Raw genomic sequence first — 23,558 nt, 5'->3', positions numbered from 1 at the left:
GCTAGGGGTTGCCCTCGCTGCGATCGCCCATGACCTCGTCTTCCAAAACTAAGACTGCTGCCCTTGCCACCTCTCGGATTACAGGCTGGGTGCAGCGACAGATCAAGCGAGATTGGGTAAAAATTTCGCTGGCGGGGTTGTGGCTGAGTTTTGTGGCGGCCCACGTGGCTACCGACTCGGTGCCGGTACAACTGCTGGAACGACGGCTGCAAACGGTTTTTTTTGAAATTCGTGGCCCCTTAGCGCCTCCGGATGACATTGTCATTTTGGCAATGGATGACGAATCCTTTGGGCAGGCCGAATATTACCGCGCCAACCCCGAACAGTACAGCTATTTCGCGCCGATCGCGGGTAGCCCATGGCAGCGTACGGCCCATGCGATCGCGATCGAACGCCTGCTGGAGGCGGGGGCCAAGGCGGTAGCGGTGGATATTTTGATGTTCTCTGATAGCAGCTACGGCCCCGCTGACGACCAGGCCCTGGCCGATGTGCTGGCTCGCTATGGCAATCGTGTCGTGCTGGCCAGCTCGGTCGACGATGCTCAGGTGCGTCAGGGGGCTCTAGTTCGCCCCACCCAGCCCTTGCCAAAGCTGCTCAACACGCCCGTTCACACCGGCAACATCAACTTTCCCATCGAGCCCGATGGCCGTATTCACCGCCACGGGCGCACCTACTTAGATGGTCTAATTGCGAGCCAGGCGGATCTCGACCCCGGCACGATCGGAAATGAGGCCGAGAACACTCAGTCCTTTGCTGAGGCCACCCTCGATGCCGCTGGGGTTGACCATCCCCCCTATCAGGGCAACTTTATGGACTTTTATGGGCCTACTCGCAGTTTTAACCACATCCCCTTTTGGCAGGTCCTTGACCCCGACCCTTGGGTCAACTACCTCGATAACGGGCGCTACTTTCAAGACAAAATCGTGCTGATTGGGGGCACTGCCAAGTTTCTGCAAGACTTTCACCAAGCCCCCTTTTCCGAAACCCTGCTGCACCCCGAAACCATGGCCGGGGTTGAAATTTTAGCCACCGACATTGCCAACCTGCGCGATGGTCAAGCCCTGCGTATGGGAATTCCTAACCCCTGGCTGCGGGGGCTGTTAGTTTTGGGTGGCGGAGCCGGATTTGTGCTGCTACTGCGGCGGTTTAATCGCCCCATCGCCCGCTTAGGCTGGACGGCAGCTAGCCTAGGTGGTTGGTTTTGGGTGAGCTATGGAGCCTTTGTGGGAGCAGGTCTGTTGCTACCCACAGGTGCTCCTATCGTGGGATTGATGGTGCTGGGCAGCACCTACATCGTGGCCGATATTGTGACCGAGCAGCTGCGCAAACAGCGCCTGCGTCAAACCCTAGAGCAGTACGTCACTTCTCCTATCGTTCAAGAAATCATCAGTCAGCAAGACGACCTGCAAGATCTGCTCAAGCTGCGAGAGGCGGAGGTAATCGGCCTGCTGCTGGCCAACCGCTACCGCATTGTGCGGCTGCTGGGGTCAGGGGGCTTTGGCGAAACCTACGTGGCCGAAGACACCCAGCGCCCTGGTTCACCCATCTGCGTAGTGAAGCAGCTGCGGATTATCAGCAATGACCCGAGGGCGCACCGCTTGGGTAGGCGCTTTTTTGAGGGTGAAGCCGAAACCCTGGAAAAATTGGGACACCACCCGCAAATTCCGCGGCTTCTGGCCTATTTTGAGGCACAGAACTCTTTTTACTTGGTTGAAGAAATGATCGAGGGATGCCTGCTCAAGGATGAGCTAGCGTCTCGCCGACCTATGCCCCAGGCCTACGTGCTGGATTTGCTGCTAGGGCTGCTGCCGGTGGTGGCCTTTGTGCATGACCAGGGGGTGATTCACCGCGACATCAAGCCGTCTAACATCATTCGTCGCGAGGCGGATGGGCAGCTGGTGTTGATCGATTTTGGCGCTGTCAAGCTAATTTCTAACAAGCTGGCGGATACGGGGGTGAATCTCACCTCCACCTCGACCATTGGGGTGGGCACCCAGGGCTATATGCCCAGCGAACAGTCGGCGGGGCTGCCCAAATTTGGCAGTGACCTCTACGCGCTGGGCATTACTGCCATCGAAGCCCTGACTGGCATCCCAGCCTACGCCCTGCGCCGCGACGTGAATGGGGAACTGCTCTGGCGGCATGAGGCGCCTAACCTCGATCCTAGATTTGGCGACATCGTCACGCGGCTGGTGCTCTACGACTTTACCGATCGCTACCAGCGGGCCGAGGAAGTGTTGGCTGACCTCAGCAGTATTGAAGTGGTGGTGCGATCGCAGCCCCAGCCCGAGGGCCTGCCTGCCCCAGGGGAAGACACTGCTGTCGGTTTTCTCCCCTATGGCGTGCGCGTCGACAGCCTGGCCACCGACGACATGGATGACCCTGAGGCAGTTGAGGACGACACCCGCATGCTGCCCGGCGACTGGTTTGCCACCGCTGAAGAAGCTTCCACCAGCGATGCTGACACCGGCAGTACCGAAACCAACTCCTGAGCCAGCGCCCCTAGGCCTGGGGCTGGGGAATGGTGATGTCGATCGGGGTGACCGTAGTATTTGGGGCCAAGGCATCGAGACCCGGCTGAATTTCTGCTGGATTGCCAACCACTAAAATCACCAGCTGCTCTGGATTGAGCCTGGCCTGGGCGGCGGCCTGTACCTGGGCGGCCGTTGCTTCGCGCACCTGGTCTTGAAACTGAAACACAAAGTCTTGAGGGTAGCCGTAGTACTCGTAGCGAATCAGCCGAGCTAGGGTTTGACCAGGGCTTTGGAAGTTAAACACAAAGCTGTTGAGCACGGCATCTTTAGCTTGCGCTAGCTCTACATCGGTAATGGAAGTAGTGCGGATGCGGGTGATCTCGGCCAGCGTCGACTGAATAAAGGGCACTGTAGCTTCAGAGCGGGTTTGCCCCCCGCCAATAAATAGTCCAGGGTGGTCATAGCGAGGAGCCCAGTAGGCGTAGACCGAGTAGGCCAAACCTTGGCGCGATCGCACCTCGTTAAACAACCTGCCGCTAAAGCCGTTCATCACCTCATTCATCACCGCTAGAGCGGCGTGGTCAGGGTAGTTGAGCTGCCCACCCAGGTGACCTAGCTCCACATAGCTCTGAGTCAGCTGGGGTTGCGACACCATAAACACGCCAGCTTTGGCCTGCTCTACCGCCGGCAACGTATCCTCTAGCGCCTCTCCAACACCCTGCCACTCGCCAAAATAATCAGCAATCCACTGCTTCATTTGGGCGCTGTCAAAGTCACCGACAATGCCCAAAATGGTATGCTCGGGGCGAATGGAAGCCTGATAAAACTGCTCAATATCCTCCTGGCTAATCGCTGCCAGGGTTGCGTACTCAACGGTGCGAGCGTAGGGGCTATCGGCCCCATACACCAGCTTGCGAAACTCGCGGCTCGTAATACCATCGGGGTCGTCGTTGCGGCGAGCAATGCCGCCGCTATACTGGCGCTTGAGCAAATCGATCTTGTCATCGGCAAAAGCGGGCCGCTGCACAACATCGGCAAACAGTTCAAATACCGCTGCGGTGTCTTCACTGAGAGCACTAAAGTTGGCGCTGCCTTCACTCAGGTCAATGCCGGTTTCAATCGACGCGGCCCGCTGCTCAAGCTGCTGATTGAGGGAGTCAGCATCCAAGCGGGTCGTGCCCCCCAGTCGCATCGCATCGCCAGTCAGATTGGCCAACCCGACTTTGTCCGCAGGCTCAAACCGCGCTCCAGTGCGAAAGGTAGCGCTGCCGCTCACCAGCGGCAGCTCATGGTCTTCAAGCAGGTACACCACCAGGCCATTGGGCAATTCATAGCGCTCATAGGCCGGAATCTCAATATCCCGCAGAGCCGGGAACTCTAGCTCGTCATAGTGGCGCGGGGTTAGGGCGCTAGCTGATGGCTGCCAGGCCAGCAGCAATACCCCCAACAGCCCGGCCAGGGCCAGCAGCGGCATCATGCCCCGCCGCAGGGTTCGACGGGTACCCATAAACCAGCTGTTCGCGTTCATCACTGTGCGTTCCAATACCGTAGGTCTTAAATATGAATGTCTTAAAAACGGCCTAGGCCACTCATCTGTTCTGGTGGCTGACTCAAATTGATAGGCTCCTAGGCTACTCGGCAGACGGGGCCTGCACTAGTTTGCCTACGGTGCGGCTTTCAGGCCGAAATAGAGTCTGCGCAACCCGCTGAATATCTGCTGCCGACACCGCCTCAATGGCTTTGAGGTTGTTGAAGATATTCCGCCAATCGCCGGTTTTAGCCTGGTACTCAGCCAGCAGCGAAGCCATCCCATCATTAGAGGCCAAACTTTGCAGCAGCCCCGCCCGAGCCTGGGTTTTTACTCGATCTAGCTCTTCAGGGCTAACGGGCTCCTGCTTAAGCCGGTCTATCTCCTGGGCAAACAGGGTGCCAATCTCCTCGGGGGTATGGCCGGGAGCTGTGAGGCCGTAGAGCAAAAAGATGTTGTCGTAGCGATCGCCCGGAAATCCATTCAGACTACCGATATCCAAGGCAATGCGAGCCTCGTCCACCACAGTTTTGTAAATTCTAGACGTTCGCCCTCCCATCAGCAGACTCTCAATCATGCCGTAGATCACATGGTCAGGGTGGCGCAGACTAGGCCGGTGATACCCCTCCAAGTACCAAGGTTCTGAGGGCAATGCCAGCGAAAATTCCTTAGCTGCTGTCTGGGGTGGTTCGTCAATAGCAGGCTCGGGTGGCACCGCCCGAGGGGTATAGCGGCTAAAGTAAACTTCCGCTAGGCGCTGTACCTCAGTGGGGTTAACATCGCCTACCACCACAGCGGTTAAGTTAGCAGGACCATAGTAGGTGTCATAAAACGTTTGCACATCCTCACGGGTGGCCGCAAAGAGGTCGTCCTGGTAGCCAATCACGGGGCGACGGTAGGGGTGGCTAACAAACGCCTCTTCCAAAAATCGCTCAATCATAGTGCCAATCGGGGAGTTGTCCACCCGCATGCGGCGTTCTTCGAGAATGACGTCCTTTTCTTCGTAAAACTCGCGAAACACCGGGTCAAGGAACCGCTCCGACTCCAGCGACATCCACAGCTCTAGCTTGTTGGCGGGCAGGCTGTAAAAATAGCGCGTCTCATCGGCAGAGGTGGTGGCGTTGAGGCCAACCCCTCCCGCCTGCTGAATAACTTGGCCGTACTGGTTTTGCTCCACAAAGCTAGCCGCCTCTTTCTGCAACGCCACCAACTCCTCCTGTAGCGCAGCCGCTTTGGCCGTATCACCAGCAGTTTGAGCCGCCAGCAGGTCGCTAAATACCGCATCGAGCTGGGTCATCACCTGTTGCTCAGCGGCAAAGTCTTTGGTGCCAATGCGGCTAGTACCCTTAAAAGCTAGGTGCTCTAAATAGTGGGCCACACCGGTTTTGCCATCGGTTTCATCCACCGCGCCCACGTTGGCGTGAATCATAAATGACACCACTGGAGCCTGGTGCCGCTCTAGCACAATGAACTTCATCCCGTTATCGAGAGTGAACTCGGTAACGGCATCCGCCACCCGATCCAGGTAGGGTTGAATAGCCTGGGCAGTCTGCAGGGGCTCCCGTGCCGCCGCTGGAGCAATGGGCCACCACAGCCAGAGGCCAACTAGCGCTACCAGACCCACTAAAGCTGGGCGGAAGCGATGTCTTGACCTGGCCCAAAATCCTGGGACGGTCGGCGGTGTTCCATTCATAAGCAGCACTCAAACGGGATAGGCTAGACTCCGACCTCCAGGATAGTGGAGTCTCACAGACAATGACCACACTCCGCGCTCTGTAGCTAGAGTTCCTCCTGCTAGACCTTGGGGCAGTTGTCAAAGCCTCAAATCCTCAGTAAAGTTCCCATAGACCCACGGTTGAGTGGGCCTTAAACCCCTCTAGGATTAGTCTTAAACCGACCTGCTCTTCAATGATCGCAAGCAGCATAGGACTCTTTAGGAGCAGGCTAATCCCAAGCTCCCAACGAACTCAACTTTACGATTACTTACGTTCCAAAAAGGGGGTCAGGCCTTGACACAGGTGGCAGATAGCACAAACCTGAAGCTGTGGACCCAACGAGCTCTAGCCGCGACCTTTTTAGCAGGTCAGGTTGTCATTCACTTGATTTCTCGTCCGGTGCATCGGCGCAATACCTTAGATCAAATGGCTGCAGTGGGGCCTGCATCCCTGCTGATTGCTCTCATCACAGCCGCCTTTGTGGGCATGGTGTTTACCATCCAGGTGACGCGAGAATTTTTAAACTTTGGGGCTGGATCCGCGGTGGGTGGCGTGCTGGCCCTCACCTTGGCCCGAGAGCTCGGCCCGGTGCTGACGGCGGTGATTATTGCCGGGCGGGTAGGGTCCGCTTTCGCGGCCGAAATTGGCACCATGCGCGTTACTGAGCAAATTGATGCCCTGCAAATTCTCAAGACTGATCCTATCGACTATCTGGTGATTCCTCGGGTAATTGCCTGTGCCCTGATGCTGCCGCTGTTGAATGTGCTGTCGTTTATTACCGGCATGACCGGCGGGCTGTTGATTGCCACCAGTCAGTACGGCATCCCCTATTCAGTCTTTTTAGATTCGGCCAAAAACTTTCTGTCGATTTGGGATCTGGTAAGCTCGCTTATCAAGGCGTTTTTCTTTGGCATTCTAATTGCCATCATTGGCACCAGCTGGGGTCTGACCACTACGGGTGGTGCCAAAGGCGTTGGGCAATCGACCACCACTGCCGTCGTGACGGCGCTGTTGGCTATTTTTATCAGCAACTTTTTCCTCTCGTGGATTATGTTCCAAGGCACCGGCAGCGCTGTGATGAATAACTTTTAAGGGCGGCTGATTCAGCGATCGCCTCTTCAGCCTCAGGGGTAGATGCTCCTATACTTCAGATAAACCCTCATCTTTGTGAATTGTGACTTCTACCACTACAGCGACCCATACTGACCTGCCTCCCAGCTACCGTATCCCTTTGACAGTGATCGGTCTCGGAATATTGCTAGCCTTTGAGAAAATTTGGCTAGGAGCATTGGTGGGCATCTTTGGCCTGTTTTTGCTGGCGCAGGCCGTGACGCTGACGCTACGGTTTACCGACAGCGCGCTAGATATTTACCGACGCGATACGCTGATTCGTCACTTTCCTTACGAGGAGTGGCAGCATTGGGAGATTTTCTGGGAACCGGTGCCAGTGTTGTTCTACTTTCGTGAAATCAACAGCATTCACTTTTTACCAATTATTTTTAGCCCCAGCGAATTGCGCGCCTGCCTCGAAACCCACTGCGCGGCTGCCCAAGAAGAGTAGCGGGCCCCAAGGGGCGAACCAAGCCCTCATCTGATAGGCTGACAACAGGGTCTATGGGAACCGTTATGACCGCAGAGGAGCTATCACAATCGAGTCTGGGGCCAGGTGGTACCAGTAGCTACGGCAGCCCCGAGGCTAGCTCGGCTTTGGGTGCGGATTCAGCAGGACTTAAGTCAGACTGGAGCAATCGCATTGACGCTCTGCGGCAGCAGGAGACTGACCTCAAGCGCAGCATTGCTGACTTGCAATCAACCTACAACCGCTTGACCCAAGACCAGTTTCAAAAAATTCAGACTGACATTGGTCGGATGGTGCAGCAAGGCACGGCAGACTTAGAGCAGCGCAAGCGCAATCTGCAAAAAGAAATTGAAACGCTGGAGCGTCGCCAGGAGCGGATTCAGGCTGAAATGCGCACTACCTTTGCCGGAGCATCCCAAGATTTAGCGGTGCGGGTGCAGGGCTTTAAGGACTATCTGGTAGGTAGCCTACAAGATCTGGCAGTGGCGGCAGAGCAGCTCGACATCACTCCGGCAGCTCGCTCCACCCCAGCGTCGGGGATAGACGCTAGGGGCGATTCTGCAAAGGATGTTCGTTCTGAGCCAGGTGCCGAACGCTCCGCTATCCGCACTTCTCCCCGCCGAGCCGCTGCCGAGCCGGTCTCGGCTCAGCCGGCCTTTGCCTCTAACGCCTTTCAAGATCAAACGGAGCGTATTCGCAGCCTGCTCGACCAGTACCGCATGCGCCCCGATTACTATGGCCCTCTTTGGCAACTACGCCGCACCTTTGAACCCATCCACGCCGAGCGGGTGTCTAACTGGTTCTTTGCCCAGGGCGGGCGGGGAGCGGTTAAGAGTATGGGCAGCCGGCTGCAAAACGTGTTGGTAGCCTCGTCCGCACTGTCAATTTTGTATGCCCTTTACGGCAATCGCCTGCGTACTTTGGTGCTCTCTAATAGCCCCGAGCGCTTGGGAGAATGGCGACGGGGCCTCCAAGACTGTTTGGGAATTTCTCGCGCGGATTTTGGTACGGGTCAGGGGGTCATGCTGTTTGATGCCCCAGAGCCGCTGGCCCAAAGGGCCGATCGCATTACTGCTGATAACGGTCTACCCTTTATCGTGGTCGACGAAGCTGAGTCGGTAATCAGTCTGGCGCTGCTGCAATTTCCGCTATGGCTGGCCTTTGCTCCCGACCCCCTGAACCCGGTAGCTGAGTATGACTACTAGCATCTCGCCTTATGCTGGAGAATCGAGGAACACAGCCGCTACATGTTCTAGGCCTAGAGATTGTGTGGCCTAGTCACTGAAGGCTGTTGTCAATGTGTCGACTACCTGATCGAGGGCAACCGATCGCGAGGCCTTGAGCAAGACGCGATCGCCCGGTTGCAGCATCCCTTGCAGATGCTGGGCTAGAGACTTGTGGTCGGCAAAGCTTGCGGTCTTGACGCCCGCTGCGCCCTCCGCTAGAGCTAAGGATTCTTCAGGATCGGCCAGGGTGAACAGTGCGTCCAGTCCCAAATGGCCCACGACCTGCCCGACTTGGCGGTGCAAATCGACCGATCGCTCCCCTAGCTCCTTCATCGTGCCCAGCACAGCAATCCGGCGTTGACCGGGGGTTTCGGCTAGCAGGTGAAGGGCCGCAGTCATCGACTCCACTCCAGCGTTGTAGGTTTCATCGAGCAGCACAATGTCGTTTGGTAAGAGAATTTTTCGGGCGCGACCGCTGGGCAACTCTACTGAAATGCCTTGGCTGAGCACCCGCCAGTCGAGGTTGAGAGCCTGCATAACAGCGATCGCTGCTAGCAGGTTCAGGGCATTGTGGCGACCCGGCAGCGGCAGCGGTACATGTACGCCCTGCACCTCCAGGGTTTCAGAATCCACCAGCTGACCCCGGACATCGCCGCCCTCTAAGCCAAAGGTAATGGTGCGCCCAGCCCACACGGTACGCGCGGTGGCTAAGAGCCTAGCGTTGTCATGGTTGAGCACAGCAATGCTCTGGGGCGACTCAGCCAGCAGCTCGCATTTGGCGTCAGCAATGGCCTGCTCTGAGCCCAGGCGGCCAATGTGGGCTGTACCCACGTTGGTAATGACTGCCACATCGGGTACGGCGATGCGGGCTAACCGGGCAATCTCCCCTGGCCCCCGCATGCCCATTTCGATCACTCCAAAGGCGTGGTCGGGTCGAAGTTGAAGCAGCGTTTTAGGAACACCAATGTCGTTGTTGTAGTTGGCTTGGGTTTTGTGTACCGGTCCCTGGGTGCCTAAGGCCGCCGCAAGCAATTCCTTGGTGGTGGTTTTGCCCACCGACCCAGTGATTGCTACGATACTGGCCTGCTGTTGGGCACGCCACCAATGCCCCAGGGCTTGATAAGCTACGAGAGTATCGGCCACTGGCAAGCAGGGCAGATGGGGGATGATCTTGTCCTGCTCAACCACCGCCGCTATGGCACCTTGAGCGATCGCCGCTTCAACAAAGCCATGCCCATCAAAGCGATCGCCCGTCAGCGCAATGAAGAGAGCATTTTCTCGGATGTCGCGACTATCGGTAGTAATATTTGCTACATAACTTTCTCGGCGAACAGGCGGCACATGATCTAGAGGTGCCTGCATAGCTGCGGCTAGGGTAGCTAATGATGAAAAGCCCATAGAGTTAACGATGGTAAGCTGTAGCAACGTCTACGGTACGCCAAGTTTTGGCCCGATCTCGTCGCAAAGTGTACTGATTGTAAAGGAATTCGGACCCCGGCTGTCAGGCGCCTCCTCAGGTGCAGGAAGCTGACCTTGCCTAGATCTCGGTAAACTGCCCGCAGTTCAGGGCTAGCCTACAGGCAAGGCTTGAACTCATGCTTTTCGGTGAGCAGCTTAGGGGTATGGGTATTCTAACTTCAACAGGGTTTACTACTGCCTCATGGTTAGGTAAAGAATTTTACCAGAGCTTCGTTAACGCTCGCGACATAATCGCCGAAACTAGAAAATTCACGCAGTAATCTTAAGATACGCAAACGACAGCCTAGTGTAAAAACTGACGCGACCAGGGTTGTCTATCGTCTTTAATAAGCCTAAGGACTGTTGCTGCCATCAAACCGTGCATCTTTTAAGTTCGTACTTTAGCTAGTGAGCTGAGCATCAAAATTCTTCTCATCGCAGTCCGTATGGGCTTAGTTTACTAAGCTCATCTGTTGGTGGGGCAAGGGCGGTAAAGCCGTGAAGACAAAAGCGACCTCTAACAATCGAATTACCACCGCTGACGAGCAGTGTCTCTACAGTCATCTGTTGGCCTGCGTCAGCGTTGAGTCTCCTGACGCCATGCTCGATCGGTTTCAGGCGCTCTTCCTTGACGGGTTTGGCTACCCCGATCGCGATGTCGTAGCAGCCCTCGATCGCCTGCTAGCCTGTCAAGAGATTGAAGAGTATTTTCGGTTCATCCTCAACCGTTGCTGCCACATTCTCATCAACCGCTGGCAAACCAACACTCAACTGCAGCCGGCTATTCCTATCTTGATTGAGCTGCTAGAGTCTGTGCCTGCCGATCGGGTGTCCGAGCTGTCGCGATCGAGGCCCATTCGCCGCTTGCGCCAAGTCACTCAGGACTTTCGGGACACGGAGCAGTATCTCGCCCTCAAGCGATTGGCGCGTGTCATTGAGGCTCGCCACTCTGCCCTACCCCGCAATCGGCAGGCAGAGGCCGTGCCCTTGGGGTCGTTAATCAACCGCTATCCCTATCTTTATGAGCACTGTCTGGTGACTGAAGATAGCGACCTCCAACATCAGCAGTACGTACGTCACATGCAGGTTGAGGCTCAGCACAAATTTGAGGTTGACCTCAGCCACTACGTCACCTATCGAGTGCGCCGGGGGAGACTGCATCGCCAGGGGCAGACGGACTTTGCTGAGCGGCTGCGAATGGTGCCCAACCCCACCTTATTAAACGATAAAGAGCTGGTCTCGTCGCTCAAGCACTTTGCTCGCCGCCGTGATCACGGCCAAAGCTATCGCGACGGAGCCCAACGTTTCTTACTCAACCACAATCATGGGGTGTCGTTTCGGCAGTTCAAAGAAGACCTGTTTGACTACATCATTGCCGATGTCGATGCCGACTACGGTCAGCGACAGTTCAAAGCCATGCTGCAAGACCACCTGCTGTCTGCCTTTACCGACAGCGACAGCAATCCGATGGATGACTTTCTCAAGGTACGTACTTGTAGCAACCTGTTCAACTTTTTGGTGGTTGACCCCAGCGCTGGCCGGCAACACTACGTATTCCTTGATTTAATCAACAACCTCGGGCCAGTGCACACCACGGGACTACTGCTCAGAATTTTGCTGATTTGCCAAAAGGTCAGGCCTTTCTTAGAGCGGCGGTTTTCACTGTTGTTTAATCACTACGAAACTGCCTCCAGCGAAACGGTGGCCTGGTTGATCAATATGTTTGAAAATATCAACATTGCCCTTAGCCTTAACTTCGGCAGCGTTGATCTGTCCCATGCTGGGGCCCGATAGGGTGCTGCTGTAGCCCAGCTCAGCAGCGGCGAGCGCTATCTAACCAGCCGCATACCCGAATCTAGCCCGAGCGCAAATGCTAGAGTCGTACCACGTGCAGATCTCCATTGCCCATTATGTACGACCTTGTTTCTGCCGCCCTTGGGGCTCAGCAGTTGACCCAGGCAGCCCAGTTGATTAAGCAGTGGCAGCAAAAAACGCCGCAAGATCCTTGGCTTAAGCTGGCCATGGGGCAATATTGGGAAGCCAAGACCGAGCTAGAAAAGGCCCAGATTACCTATACCCAGCTGTTGCAAAGCACCGCCAACACTAAAGTGCTGAGCCAGGCGCGGGAGGGCGTGAAACGGGTGCGAGATCGGATGGCCCAGCGTCGAGAGCACGACCTGAGCGCTGCTAAGCAGCAGCCGGGAGCGGCAGCGACGGCCATGCTGGTGCTAGAGCCGGTGACGGGCGATCGCCGAGAACCGGCAGCCCAAGGCCTAGCCCGAGTTATGCAGATTGATGCTTACACGGCCAGAACCCGGCTGCCCAGCAAGCACTGGCGACTGCTGCGAGTCGGCCCAGCGGGAGAGACTCAGTACTTTTGCGAACAGCTTCAGGCCGAAGGTACTCCTGCCCGCTGGGCTACGGTGGATCAGGTCAAGGAGGTAGACACCTTTCGGGTGCAGGCGATTCGCGCAGTGGAGCCAGAGTTGACGGTGATTTGCCTGAATAGTGCAGGCCAGCAGGGCACCATTCAGCTCACTTGGGGTGACATCACTCAATGGGTCGTGGGGCAGCTGCCTGTCTATGAATCAGTGGTGGATTTAGATGTGCGTGGCAAGCTCAGGCGCAAAGATACTACCCAAGACTATGGTGAGGTGATCGACTGGCACCTGCACGGGCGCGGCTGCGTGCTGCGACTGTGCGATCGCACCTACAAGTTTCGTGAGGCAATGCCAATGCCCCCAGCAGAATCGTTTCCATCACCCTTGATTGCTGCTACCGCTTGGAAAGCCATGAAAAGCTACTTTGCAGCCCGGATCGCTTCAGCCCCGCTCACCGATTTCAGCGGCTTTGGGGAAAGCGCCCTGGATTTGATAGAACTACTGCCGGCTTTTGAGAACCAGGTGGAAATGGGGCGATCGCTGCCCTCGCCCTGGGATGCGGCCTTTCACCTGTACAGCGGTCTACGGTTTGTAGTGAAGGCAGAAGCTAGAGGGTCAAAAAAATAAAGTTCAGGGTTAAGGGCTAGTTGTTAGCCGTCAATCCTGAACTTCTAAATTATCCCTGGCGCATGCGTAGCGTTGTTGGTTTAGCGGGTCTTGACCTGCTTAGCCATATTCAAAAAAGGAGACAGGCTAGGACCGGGACGGCGACGACGGGGTAGGGACGTACCTACAGTGGTGAGGTAGGTAGAGGCAAAGGCGGTAGGAACTGGCTCAGCGGGTGCCGTTGCTACTGGGGCGGGAGCAGGGGCAGCTTTAGCTGGGGTTTTGGCCGCTGCTTTTGCTAAAGCCTTTGCTGGAGCTTTAGTTGCTGCCTTGTCTGAAACCTTGGCTAGGGCTTTAGTCGCTGCCTTTGCTGGAGCAGCTACAGACTCAGCCTTAGCAGGGGCTGTGAGAGCAGGCGCCGATTGGGCGCTGCTGTCAGATTCATCGAGTTCCATGAAAAACTCAGACTTTTTGCCTAGACCTACCAGGCCGCCAACGGTTTTGAAGATGCCGCCAAGCAGCCCAAAGATCGCCCCAAAAATCGACTTGATTAAACCCATGGGTGTGTCCTTGATTTATCTGCGTTTCTAAATTAATTATCAAGTTCCGTTACGCCCTCTCACAAGGTGGAGCGACAACTAGATAAAAAAGTTAACACTGGCCTCAGAATTCCTTACAGCTTGTAGCTCTGCTTTTAGGATCCATTAATCTGCTCCAGGGCACATAGGAGATCTTAACTTGTCGGCCCGAGCTGATTTAAGGCGCAATACCATGGTCTGCGTCGAGGGAATGTAGCTGCAAACTTAAACGCTGGCTTTGCCTATGCAGCCATATTTGCTAATGGTAGCGATGTCAGCCGCGCCGCTTAGACAATGGCCCGGCAGGGTTAAAGGGTAAGCCGAGCGATCGCCCTTGAAGACTGTAGGGAGGTGGAGGGCCAAATGGTTTGAATTTTGGTGCGATCGCTCCGGAATGGTCAGATCACGCTATTGGGTTAATTTCTGCCGCTGGGCTAGAACTGGTTTTTTTGTGGAGAAAGCAAATTGCAGTAGGCGGACCCTTTACTTCCCTTAAAACTTCGTTAGGATAATTAATAACGATATTAAGTTTCCTAAACTCCTATGATTGCTCAGCAACGCCTTCTAGCCTTGGGCGGCCTTGCGCTTCAGCCCAATCAGTCCACTAACACCGCTTTTCAGATTTCTTGGACAATTCTGAGAGTGGTTGCCGGTATTGTTATGGTTCATAACGGCCTTGACAAGCTAGCCAACATTGAAAGCTTTGCTAATGCTTACGTGGCCTATCTAGGTCTGCCCTTCCCCATCACTCTGAGCTACATGGCAGCCTTCACTGAGCTGATTGGTGCTCCTCTGGTGGCCCTAGGATTTTTGACTCGTCCTGCCGCTATGGGGCTGGTTTTCACCATGCTGGTGGCGATGTATCACCACATCAAAGTAGCGGGGTTCAGTATTCCTTACTTGGAGCTGTCTGCCCTCTATGCCGCCACCTTCCTGTTCTTTGTAATCAACGGTGGAGGTCGATTCTCGCTAGATGCGCTGCTGGCCAACGTGCTCAACAGACTGCGCACTAACCAAACCAATGGCAAGCGCGCTTCCTTAGAAGATGTGTTTCGGCGGTCGAATGAGGCCAAGTCTGGCACCAAGTCGACTTTGTAATCTGTCTTGTTGGTTTCCTCAATTCCCTTGGTACTGCGCTAGGGGCTTTGTCTCGGGCACTAGATATGGGGGTTCCTAAACAACCCGAAGGAACACCTAGTCTCATCGATGCAGCAGCACCATGCAAGCCACATTGGGGCTGTTGGGCAAAAAGCTTAGAAATCCTACTGCGCTATCTCCGGTTGTCAATTCAGTTATTGGTGATCCGAAGTGAGAAAGGGCGCTAGAAAAAGCTGGCCTCTCCTAGGTGGGTGAGGCCAGGGCGAGGCGTACTAGCTATCGCAAAAAAGCTTTGGTTTGTCTGATCCGTCAGCTACAGCTGAGCGACTCGGCTCAAATTCCCAAACGTTGGTAGACCTGGTCGAGGTTGCGCAGGTGGCGCTCAGGACTAAAGCAGAGGTCAATTTCTGCCTTCGATAGGTGGGCCGTCACCTGCTCGTCTGCCTCAATCAGCCCGCGAAAGTTGCCGTCGTCGGTGTTCCAGGCCTGGTGGGCGCACGACTGCACGATCGCATAGGCCTCTTCCCTCGCTAGCCCTTTGTCAACCAAAGCTAGCAGTACCCCTTGGCTAAATACCACTCCGCCATAGACATTCATATTGCGGGCCATATTTTCGGGGTAGACCAGCAGATTTTTAATCAGCTCAGTCGTCTCCACCAGCATAAAGTGAGTCAGGATGCAGCTGTCGGGAAAGGCCACCCGCTCTACGGAACTGTGGGAGATATCGCGCTCGTGCCACAGAGCCACATTTTCCAGTGCCGCCATAGCATTGCCCCGTAAGAGACGTGCCATACCAGTCAGCCGTTCTGAGCGAATTGGGTTGCGCTTGTGGGGCATAGCCGACGAGCCCTTCTGTTTTTTGGAGAAAAATTCCTCCACTTCTAGCACGTCGGTGCGCTGCAGGTTCCGGATTTCGACCGCAAACCGCTCGATGGAGGCCCCCAGCAGAGCCAGAGCGTTCATAAAGTCGGCGTGGATGTCGCGGGAAATTACCTGGGTAGAGGCGGTATCAGGGCGCAAGCCCAAGTTTTGGCAGGCCAGAGCCTCAATCTTGGGGTCAATGTTGGCGTAGGTGCCCACTGCACCAGAGATTTTGCCAACGGCGATCGCATCCTGTAGATGGGTCAGCCGCTCCCGGTGGCGCAGCATCTCGGCCAGCCAGCCAGCCAGCTTAAAACCAAAGGTAATTGGCTCCGCGTGAATACCGTGGGAGCGGCCAATCATCACTGTGTCGCGGTGCTCCTGGGCCCGATAGCGAATTGCTTGAATCAGGCTTTCCACATGGATCATGATGACTTGAAGGCTGTCTACAAGCTGCAGCGATAGCGCTGTATCCAGCATGTCGGAGCTGGTCATGCCCAAGTGAATGTAGCGCCCTGCGTCGCCCACATATTCGTTGACGTTGGTCAGAAAGGCGATCACATCGTGGCGCACCTCAGCCTCAATTTCAAGAATGCGCTTGGGGTCAAACTTGGCCTTGGCCTTGATTTCCTCGACCGCTTCCTGGGGAATGTAGCCCAGCTCGGCCTGGGCTTCGCACACTGCAATTTCGACTCGCAACCAGGTCTTAAATTTATAGTCGTCGGTCCAAAGATCGCCCATTTCGGGCAGGGTGTAGCGTTCAATCAAGGCTTTGGTCAGAATACAACCGTCCCATTCTACCCGGCGGCCCTAGGCTGTGGAAAATTGAAGCACTATACTTCATGCCTTGGGCCTTGGATGGCGCTTTGCCAACATCAGGTAGCCGATTGATAATTGCTCCAATAACCGCTGCAAAACCCACTAACCGCTGTGGCAGTTAAGCAGGTTTGAACGGCTGCACCTGCAACCGCTCACTTTGCTTGTCAAGAGAGGTTACTGCGACTACTGAGCGTTTTGCCGGGCGTAGTCAAGGTTAGGCTGATAGTCGACCGCCTTTTGCTGGGCAGTGGCGTAGTTGGGGTCAGAGGCTGGAACTCGCTGCATGAGTTCAATAGCGCGGGCCCAAGCGTTGGCTACCTCCTGCCACTGGGCTGGGGTACTGGCGGTTTGGGCCTGGTTGGCGGCGGTTTGAGCCGCATTGACCGCTTGCCTAAACAGCTCATCTTCGGGTACAGCAGCCGGGTCAACTGGAGGTGCAGCAGGCTCGGTGATTGCAGGGTCTCCTCCTGGAGTAGGCTGCCGCAATCGGCCAAGCAGCCCGTTGAGCAGCAGGCCGACCAAAGCTAGGGCCAGAGCCCCCAGGCCCAAGCCGATGATCAAGCGCATGGGCAAGCCAGATCTTCCACCTGACCGACGGACGCTGCCGTCGTCGTTAAACTGGTCTGGAGTGAGAGATACGTGGGTAGAGGGGTCTGAGCCAAACTCTTGAATGAAGTCGTCGGTAGCGTCGGGTTCATCATCGGCTAAGACCACCCCATTGCGGTCTTGGATGAAGCCGTTGCTATCTAAGGAACTGTCGTTGAAGACCCCATCATCAAAACCTTCATCATCAAAACCTGTGTTCCCAAAGCCTTCATCTGCAAAGCCCTCGGTGCCGAAGTCGGTCTCAAAGCCTTCATCGCTTGGCCCTGCGGACTCGAAACCGGGGGACTCAAACTCGTCGTTGCCAAACTCAACGGGCTCAAACGCTGGATCATCTGCGATGTCATTGCTGAGCCCAAGGCCAGCAGCCGGTATAGCCCCAGCAGAATAATCCTCGGGCTGCTCTAGAAAGGCCGCGTCAACGGCGCTTGGGTTGTCAACCATAGCGAGGTCAGGCATAAAGTCGCCGTCGACGGTTTGGTCCAACTCCATAGTTGAGAAAGGCATATCGGCGTCGGCCTCAAAACCTGTTTCGTAGGGCTCAGCCGCAAAGGGATTTGGCGTAGTATAAGGATCCTCAGCTTGAGCATCGAAGGTCAGGCCAGGATCGAAGACGCTCTCTGGTTCGGCCCCGAAGTCGGCGGGAGAGTCTAGCACCAGGTTGGGGTCAAAGCTGTTGTCCTCCGTTGCCCACAAGGGGGTATCGGTCTCGGAGAAATCCAAGCCGTTTTCCTCGGGGATGAAGGCGTCCATGCCAAGGGGCTCTAGAACTAGATCTTCGGAACCGGCTTCTAGATCAAAGTCGCTTGAGAAGGGGGTATCGATCGCTTCATCACTGAGATCGCCTTCGGCTAGGTCAGGGTCAACGGCGGCCAAGTCAGCGGTGCCTAGATCGTCGTAAGTCCCTAGATCACCGTAGGTACCCATATCGTCGTAGGCGCCTAGGTCAGTGTCAGCATCGATAGTCAGATCGGGTTCGTCGGTAGTCCAGTCGCCGCCTGCAAAGGCAGCGGGTTCTGTGAGGTCTAGATCGGCAGCCGCGCCTAAATCCTCAAACGCTAACTCGTCTGGAATCAACAACTCGGGGGGTAGAGGCTCTGAACCCGCTTCCAGGTTTGAATCGGTGGTATCGATGCCTAGATCGAGGTCAGGAAATGTATAGGCATCGGGTGTGCTTTCCTCAACCATCGGTGCTTCTGGATCGAATCCTGCATCCAGTTCTAGATCTAAGCCGGCGTCGAACTCGGTAGCCGCTAGAGGGTCTGGTTCTGTGCCAGGAAAATCCAGGTCGCTGGGAACGTCCTCTAAGTTGGTGAAATCGTCGGCGAGAATGGCTTCGTCACTCAAATCTTCGTCAAAGTCGACTAAGCCATCCATTCCAGACACATCGTCGGCCCAGGGGGCAGCGGTGCTGTCTGCTGGGCCTGCGGCGGAAGTGATGCCCAGATCTGGACTGACGTCGCTACTGCTCCAAAGGTCATCTAGATCGATGTCGACGTCAGGGGCTGTGGGGGGAGCAGCAGGGGCATTGAGATCAAAGTCGAGGTCGTCGGCTGCGATCGCAGCCTGATCCCCAACCGTTTCACTCAGTTCTGGGCTGCTCTCAAGGTCGAGACCAAAGTCCGCCACCTCCTCAGTGCCACCGGCAGCAGCCCATTGCTGAGCTTCTAAATCTAAAGCGGCCTGATCGGCAGCGGCAAAATCTAAGTCAAGGTCGCTGGTGTCGGTGCCTAGGTCAAAGTCGAGTTCATCGCCCGCTCCGGTGGGCACATCATTGAGGCCAAGATCCAAGTCCAACGCATCAGTAGCGATGGGGTCTTCGTCATCCAAATCAAAATCTAGACCGGTGTCAGCTCCGACCGTGGGTGATGAGTCTGGGCCTAGATCCAGGTCTAGATCGTCGTCGTTGAGGCCAAGATCCAAATCCAAGGCATCATCAGTGATGGGGTCTTCGCCATCCAAATCAAAATCTAGACCGGTGTCAGCTCCGATCGTGGGTGATGGGTCTGGACCTAGATCCAGGTCTAAATCATCGTCATTGAGGCCAAGATCCAAATCCAAGGCATCACTAGTGATGGGATCTTCGCCATCCAAATCAAAATCTAGACCAGTGTCAGCTCCGACCGTGGGTGATGGGTCTGGGCCTAGATTCAGGTTTAGATCATCGTCATTGAGGCCAAGATCCAAATCCAAGGCGTCACTAGTAATGGAGTTCTCGCTATCCAAATCAAAATCTAGACCGGTGTCAGCTCCGACTGTGGGTGATGAGTCTGGGCCTAGATCCAGGTCTAAATCATCGTCATTGAGGCCAAGATCCAAATCCAAGGCGTCACTAGTGATGGAGTTCTCACCATCCAAATCAAAATCTAGACCGGTGTCAGCTCCGACTGTGGGTGATGGGTCTAGGCCTAGATCCAGGTCCAAATCATCGACTGGCGCTCTAGCGACTTCATCACCCATAGCGAGGTCGCCCATGCCTAAATCGAGGTCAAAATCGCTTGCTGAAGCACCTTCCTCGGGCGTATCGATGAAGTCTAAGTCAAGATCTGGGTTGTTGGCGGTGTTGGCGGGTGCCTCCTCAAGGTCTAGGTCAAAGTCCAGCTCAGTGTCATTGGGAGCTGTGCTCGTCGAGTCTTCGGTAAAGCTCAGGTCAGCGGCAGGGGCATCGGCTAGGGCCAGGTCGAGATCAAAATCAGCGGCAGACCCGGTAGCGGCAGGCTCTGAGAACTCTAGGTCAAAGTCTAGATCGGTAGCTCCAGCAGCGCTCGGCTCTTCACCAAGACCTAGATCGAAATCGAGATCGCTGGCATTGGCAGAGGTGTCGGTAAACTCTAGGCCAAAATCATCGGTGGCCCCCAGGTCGGTGCTGCTTTCGGAATCGGTGGCTCCAGCATCGCTCGGCTCTTCACCAAGACCTAGATCGAAATCGAGATCGCTGGCGTCGGCAGAGGTGCCGGTAAACTCTAGGCCAAAATCATCAGTGACCCCTAGGTCGGTACTGCTTTCAGAGAGGCTAGTGTCGGTCAGATCGAGATCAAAGTCGCTAGCGCTATTATCGGTAAAGCTCAGGTCAAAGTCGGCTGGGGCGTCGAGGTCTAGATCGCTGGAGCTATCGGTAAACCCTAAATCGAGGTCTAGGTCGCTGGGGCTATCGGTAAACCCCAAATCGAGGTCGGCACCGCCAAAGTCATTGCCTAGGGACGCGTCAAAGTCGCCTAGCTGATCGAGGTCGGCACCATTGGTATTGTCGAGGTCAAACCCGAGGTCGAGGTCATCGCTGGCCGGGGCCGGTGCTAGACCCAGGTCAAAGTCCAGATCGCTAACCGGAGAGTCTTGCAGTACCAGGCTTTCGCTCCAGGCGCTGGTGTCAGCCCCCAGCTGTTTACCGCTGACAGTCAGCTGTTGAACGGTGGCTAACTCCAGCCCGGTAACGCCCTTTTTAACGTAGGCGACCAGATCGGCCTGATTAGGAATTTGGGCAGCCTCTAGGTTCACCTGGAGGGTGCTGTCGTGTTGCACTACGTGGGCAGTGATACCCTGAGCCTCCAGGTGGCGATTCATCAGAGCCGCGATCGCCTCTGGGTCACCCTGACGGGCCAGTTGCAGAACAGTGGGGGGCGTATTAGACATAGGGGTCTATTGAATTCAATGAATTCAGCGCACAGGCCGGAGAATTCCCTATAGTATGCCCGTGGTGGCTGATATTGACACAATCATTGGCTCACAGGGTGTAAACCTAAGGTAATGTCGTCCCAAATGTTACGGATTTTGTTGATTTAGCTCCTGTAAAGCGCGCTCTAACTGCTGCTGGGCTTCGCCGTAGCGCTGCCAATCGCCCTGCTGAAGCGCCTGCTGGCCACTTTGGTACGATTCCAGCGCCGACTGCACCAGATCGGACACAGTGCTGGGTGGGGCAGGTTCGGTACCGGGAACCGCAGGGGTGGGCGGTGGGGCAACTGCATCGCCAAAAATGGCGTCTAAGCTCTGAGTCAAAGTCTCTCGCATCACCACGCGATCGTTGTAGGCAACAATCACTCGCCGCAGCTCGGGCAACTCACCCTGGTCGGCCCGCAGATAAATGGGCTGCACATAGAGCAGCGACTGCTCCACCGGAATGACTAGCAGGGTGCCGCGAATCACCCCTGAGCCCTGCTGACTCCAAAGCGTGAGCTGCTCAGAGATTTCTGGAGTCTGGCTAATGCGGGCCTCGACCTGGGTGGGGCCAAACACCAGTTCCTGCTTCGGAAATTCGTAGAGCAGCAGCCGACCGTAGTTGTCGCCGTCGGAACCGCCCGCCATCCAGGCGATCATGTTGTCGCGATTGGCCGGGGTAAAGGGCAGAATTTGCATAAACTCCTCTCCCTCTAGCTGGGGCAGCTTCATAATCACGTAGTAGGGCTCCATGGGCTCCACTTCGTCCTCTTCCCCATGCTCTGGAAACCGCCACAGGTCTTCACGGTTGTAGAACACCTCAGGGTTTTCCATGTGGTAGGCGCGGTACATCTGAGCCTGCACCGTGAAAATGTCTTGGGGGTAGCGCAGGTGCTCGCGATAATCGGCGGGCAGATCTTCTATGGGTTTGAAGAGACTCGGGAAAATCTGGCTGTAGGTGGCCAGCAGCGGGTCGTCGCGATCGCGGGCGTAAAACTCCAGGGTGCCGTCGTAGGCATCGACAAACACCTTGACTGCATCGCGGATGTAGTTGACGCCGTTACGCATCAGGGGGTTGGTGTTCTCCACCAGCGAGACCATGTCAGTGCGACGGTTGAGGGGCTCAGAATAGGGGTAGCGATCGCTGCTGGTGTAGCCATCCAAAACCCACTTGATGCGCCCGTCGATCACGGCGGGGTAGGGGTCGCTGTCGTAGGTGAGAAAGGGGGCGACGTGGCGCACCCGCTCAGTAATCAGCCGGTGGTAGTGAATCCGGGTTTCAGGGCTGAAATAGTTGGAAATCAGCACTCGCACGTTGCCCAAGTCAAAGGCGTAGGCCAGCCGTCGCAGCCATGAGTTGAGCGGCACGCCGCCCGCTCCGGTATAGCGGTAAGACGCGTTGGTGTCGCCTTGGGGATAGTCAAACTCGTCGGTGTTGGCCCCCGTGAAAATGTAGTTGCGGGTGCTTTCGCCGTAGTAGAGGCGGGGCTGATCGAGGGGCAAATCGACGGTGGAAGCCGGAGGCACATTGCGAATGAAGAAGTCGGGCAGCCCGTTGGGGGTGACCTGATTGACCGGGCTCATCACGATCCCAAAGCCGTGGGTAAATTTGAGCTGACGGTTGATCCAGTTTTGGGCCTCGGGGGGTAGCTGCTCGACCGGCAGCTCGCGGGCCGAGAGGGTAACCTGGCGGTAGTCGCCGTTGAGGGTGTAGCGGTCAACATCCACATCCTCAAAGTTGTAGTAGAGGCGAATTTCTTGCAGCTGCTTGTAGGTGCTGAGCAGAGGGGCGTAGTCCCACAGGCGAATGTTGCCGATGGTGGGCTCATTGGCGTCGAGTACCGCGCGATCGAGGCGGTTGTCAGCGGGGAAGGGCTCTGACACCACGCTGGTGAGATTGTAGGCCGCGCGGGTAAAGGCAATGTTGTGCTCAATGTAGGGGCGCTCCATGGTGAGCTCGTTGGGCTCAACCACAAAGTTTTGCTGGAACCAGGGATACATGCCGTTGACCAGCACCAGCACGCCCAGATAGATCACAATGCCAAAAATGGGCAGCGAAAAGCCGCTGCGCCCCAGGGCAATTAGAAACAGCGCCGCCACCGCCAGGGTGACAAACCCCATCAGCCAAAAAGACTGGAGCCGGGCATGGACATCGGTGTAGCCTGCCCCAAAAATGACGCCGCTGTCAGAGTAGAGCAGCGAAAAGCGATCGAGCCAAAAGCCCACCGCCAGCAGGGCCGCGATCGCCGCCAGCAGCAGACACAAGTGGGCTTTAGCTTCCCCCGTGAGAAAGTATTTCCAGCCGCGTTCGGGGCGCACCTCGCCCTTGAGGGCATACACGGCGCTAGCCAGCAGCAGCGACCACACCAGCAGGCCCAGCAAACTGTCTTGCAGCCCCTGCCACAGGGGCAGCTTAAACATGTAAAAGCCAATGTCGCGCTGAAAGATGGGGTCGGGGGTGCCAAACTCGGTGGGGTTGAGAAATTGCAGCACCGTTTGCCAAGCTGACGCCGCCCGCAGCGCCACCCCCAGCGAGAGCAGAAAAACCAGCCCTGCTACCCCCAGGTGGGTAAAGCGCTCAATCTGTTGGCGCTGAACCGGGTTGCTGTAGCGGCTCAAAAAGCGGTAGACGCGATCGCGGGTTAGCTGCCGCGCGATCTGGTAGTTGGCCCACAGCACTCCGCCGTAGACGACAAACGACCCCACTCCCAGGGCTAGCTGCCATTTAATGCGCACCCAAAACACCGACGCATAGCCCACTGACTCAAACCACCAGGACTCGGTGAGCAGATGCACTAAGCTGCCCGAAAAGACCAGCAGCAGAGTGATTGCTACCACCCAGGGCAGCAGCCGACGGGCCTTGAAGGATGTAGCAGGGGAATAGGTCACAGGTATGGCAGGTAAGGGCGAAGTGCAGCCAGGCAAAACCTCTAAACATAGCGCCTGAAGTGCCGTTGCTTCTAAAGTCTAGCGATCTCACT

Annotated in this window: 14 protein-coding genes; 7 read left to right on the top strand and 7 right to left on the bottom strand. The window is 56.1% G+C overall.

Annotated elements, in window-relative coordinates; all coding sequences use genetic code 11:
- Nucleotides 1-29: 29 nt before the first annotated feature.
- Nucleotides 30-2,492, top strand: a complete 2,463-nt coding sequence (locus H6F75_RS18285; RefSeq protein WP_190753871.1) for a serine/threonine-protein kinase — start codon at nucleotides 30-32, stop codon at nucleotides 2,490-2,492.
- A 10-nt stretch (nucleotides 2,493-2,502) separates the two neighbouring features.
- On the opposite strand, the gene H6F75_RS18280 is transcribed toward H6F75_RS18285, so the two are convergent.
- Both H6F75_RS18280 and H6F75_RS18275 read right to left on the bottom strand, forming a co-directional pair.
- On the bottom strand, nucleotides 2,503-3,951 hold the full coding sequence (locus tag H6F75_RS18280) for a pitrilysin family protein (protein ID WP_190754179.1): 1,449 nt from the start codon (nucleotides 3,949-3,951) through the stop codon (nucleotides 2,503-2,505).
- Nucleotides 3,952-4,105: 154 nt separating this feature from the next.
- Nucleotides 4,106-5,695, bottom strand: coding sequence for a pitrilysin family protein (locus H6F75_RS18275; protein ID WP_190753870.1), 1,590 nt, complete (start codon nucleotides 5,693-5,695; stop codon nucleotides 4,106-4,108).
- A gap of 316 nt (nucleotides 5,696-6,011) precedes the next feature.
- On the opposite strand from H6F75_RS18275, the gene H6F75_RS18270 reads away from it, so the two are divergent.
- The 3 genes from H6F75_RS18270 to H6F75_RS18260 all read left to right on the top strand — a co-directional run bounded on the left by H6F75_RS18270 (nucleotide 6,012) and on the right by H6F75_RS18260 (nucleotide 8,501).
- Nucleotides 6,012-6,809 (top strand): MlaE family lipid ABC transporter permease subunit, encoded by a 798-nt coding sequence (locus H6F75_RS18270; protein WP_190753869.1) that lies wholly within the window; start codon nucleotides 6,012-6,014, stop codon nucleotides 6,807-6,809.
- A gap of 82 nt (nucleotides 6,810-6,891) precedes the next feature.
- Nucleotides 6,892-7,278 carry a DUF3119 family protein gene (locus H6F75_RS18265; RefSeq protein ID WP_347710672.1) on the top strand — a complete coding sequence of 129 codons (387 nt, stop codon included), beginning with the start codon at nucleotides 6,892-6,894 and terminating at the stop codon, nucleotides 7,276-7,278.
- A gap of 65 nt (nucleotides 7,279-7,343) precedes the next feature.
- Complete coding sequence (locus H6F75_RS18260; RefSeq protein ID WP_190753868.1) at nucleotides 7,344-8,501, top strand: DUF3086 domain-containing protein; 1,158 nt, start codon at nucleotides 7,344-7,346, stop codon at nucleotides 8,499-8,501.
- 69 nt (nucleotides 8,502-8,570) lie between these two features.
- Here H6F75_RS18260 and murF read toward each other — a convergent pair whose 3' ends face one another.
- On the bottom strand, nucleotides 8,571-9,920 hold the full coding sequence (gene murF, locus H6F75_RS18255; RefSeq protein ID WP_190753867.1) for a UDP-N-acetylmuramoyl-tripeptide--D-alanyl-D-alanine ligase: 1,350 nt from the start codon (nucleotides 9,918-9,920) through the stop codon (nucleotides 8,571-8,573).
- 558 nt (nucleotides 9,921-10,478) lie between these two features.
- Here murF and H6F75_RS18250 point away from each other — a divergent pair.
- Together H6F75_RS18250 and H6F75_RS18245 are read left to right on the top strand one after the other, a co-directional pair.
- On the top strand, nucleotides 10,479-11,774 hold the full coding sequence (locus H6F75_RS18250; protein WP_190753866.1) for a hypothetical protein: 1,296 nt from the start codon (nucleotides 10,479-10,481) through the stop codon (nucleotides 11,772-11,774).
- A 116-nt stretch (nucleotides 11,775-11,890) separates the two neighbouring features.
- Nucleotides 11,891-12,988 carry a hypothetical protein gene (locus H6F75_RS18245; RefSeq protein ID WP_190753865.1) on the top strand — a complete coding sequence of 366 codons (1,098 nt, stop codon included), beginning with the start codon at nucleotides 11,891-11,893 and terminating at the stop codon, nucleotides 12,986-12,988.
- An 80-nt stretch (nucleotides 12,989-13,068) separates the two neighbouring features.
- Here H6F75_RS18245 and H6F75_RS18240 read toward each other — a convergent pair whose 3' ends face one another.
- The gene (locus tag H6F75_RS18240) at nucleotides 13,069-13,527 is read right to left on the bottom strand and encodes a hypothetical protein (RefSeq protein ID WP_190753864.1); all 459 of its coding nucleotides are present in this window, start codon (nucleotides 13,525-13,527) and stop codon (nucleotides 13,069-13,071) included.
- Between the two features lie 561 nt (nucleotides 13,528-14,088).
- Between H6F75_RS18240 and H6F75_RS18235 the strand changes: the two genes are divergently transcribed.
- Nucleotides 14,089-14,643, top strand: coding sequence for a DoxX family protein (locus tag H6F75_RS18235; protein WP_190753863.1), 555 nt, complete (start codon nucleotides 14,089-14,091; stop codon nucleotides 14,641-14,643).
- A 333-nt stretch (nucleotides 14,644-14,976) separates the two neighbouring features.
- On the opposite strand, the gene purB is transcribed toward H6F75_RS18235, so the two are convergent.
- The 3 genes from purB to H6F75_RS18220 form a co-directional block, all read right to left on the bottom strand.
- Nucleotides 14,977-16,272, bottom strand: a complete 1,296-nt coding sequence (purB, locus tag H6F75_RS18230; RefSeq protein WP_190753862.1) for an adenylosuccinate lyase — start codon at nucleotides 16,270-16,272, stop codon at nucleotides 14,977-14,979.
- A gap of 234 nt (nucleotides 16,273-16,506) precedes the next feature.
- Nucleotides 16,507-20,556: a hypothetical protein gene (locus tag H6F75_RS18225; protein WP_190753861.1), complete on the bottom strand. Its 4,050-nt coding sequence runs from the start codon at nucleotides 20,554-20,556 to the stop codon at nucleotides 16,507-16,509.
- 129 nt (nucleotides 20,557-20,685) lie between these two features.
- Nucleotides 20,686-23,466, bottom strand: coding sequence for a UPF0182 family protein (locus H6F75_RS18220; protein WP_190753860.1), 2,781 nt, complete (start codon nucleotides 23,464-23,466; stop codon nucleotides 20,686-20,688).
- Between the last annotated feature and the right edge of the window lie 92 nt (nucleotides 23,467-23,558).

This window comes from Nodosilinea sp. FACHB-131, from assembly GCF_014695395.1.
Classification (GTDB): domain Bacteria; phylum Cyanobacteriota; class Cyanobacteriia; order Phormidesmidales; family Phormidesmidaceae; genus Nodosilinea.
The sequence above is the reverse complement of the archived record's forward strand: the minus strand, read 5'-3'. Positions and strand labels throughout refer to the sequence as shown.

What these genes read in the sequence shown, in the direction of transcription:
- H6F75_RS18285 (WP_190753871.1), top strand. Translation starts at nt 30, where the DNA reads ATGACCTCGTCTTCCAAAACTAAGACTGCTGCCCTTGCCACCTCTCGG.
- H6F75_RS18280 (WP_190754179.1), bottom strand. Translation starts at nt 3,951, where the DNA reads ATGATGCCGCTGCTGGCCCTGGCCGGGCTGTTGGGGGTATTGCTGCTG.
- H6F75_RS18275 (WP_190753870.1), bottom strand. Translation starts at nt 5,695, where the DNA reads ATGAATGGAACACCGCCGACCGTCCCAGGATTTTGGGCCAGGTCAAGA.
- H6F75_RS18260 (WP_190753868.1), top strand. Translation starts at nt 7,344, where the DNA reads ATGACCGCAGAGGAGCTATCACAATCGAGTCTGGGGCCAGGTGGTACC.
- murF (WP_190753867.1), bottom strand. Translation starts at nt 9,920, where the DNA reads ATGGGCTTTTCATCATTAGCTACCCTAGCCGCAGCTATGCAGGCACCT.
- H6F75_RS18245 (WP_190753865.1), top strand. Translation starts at nt 11,891, where the DNA reads ATGTACGACCTTGTTTCTGCCGCCCTTGGGGCTCAGCAGTTGACCCAG.
- H6F75_RS18240 (WP_190753864.1), bottom strand. Translation starts at nt 13,527, where the DNA reads ATGGGTTTAATCAAGTCGATTTTTGGGGCGATCTTTGGGCTGCTTGGC.
- H6F75_RS18235 (WP_190753863.1), top strand. Translation starts at nt 14,089, where the DNA reads ATGATTGCTCAGCAACGCCTTCTAGCCTTGGGCGGCCTTGCGCTTCAG.
- H6F75_RS18225 (WP_190753861.1), bottom strand. Translation starts at nt 20,556, where the DNA reads ATGTCTAATACGCCCCCCACTGTTCTGCAACTGGCCCGTCAGGGTGAC.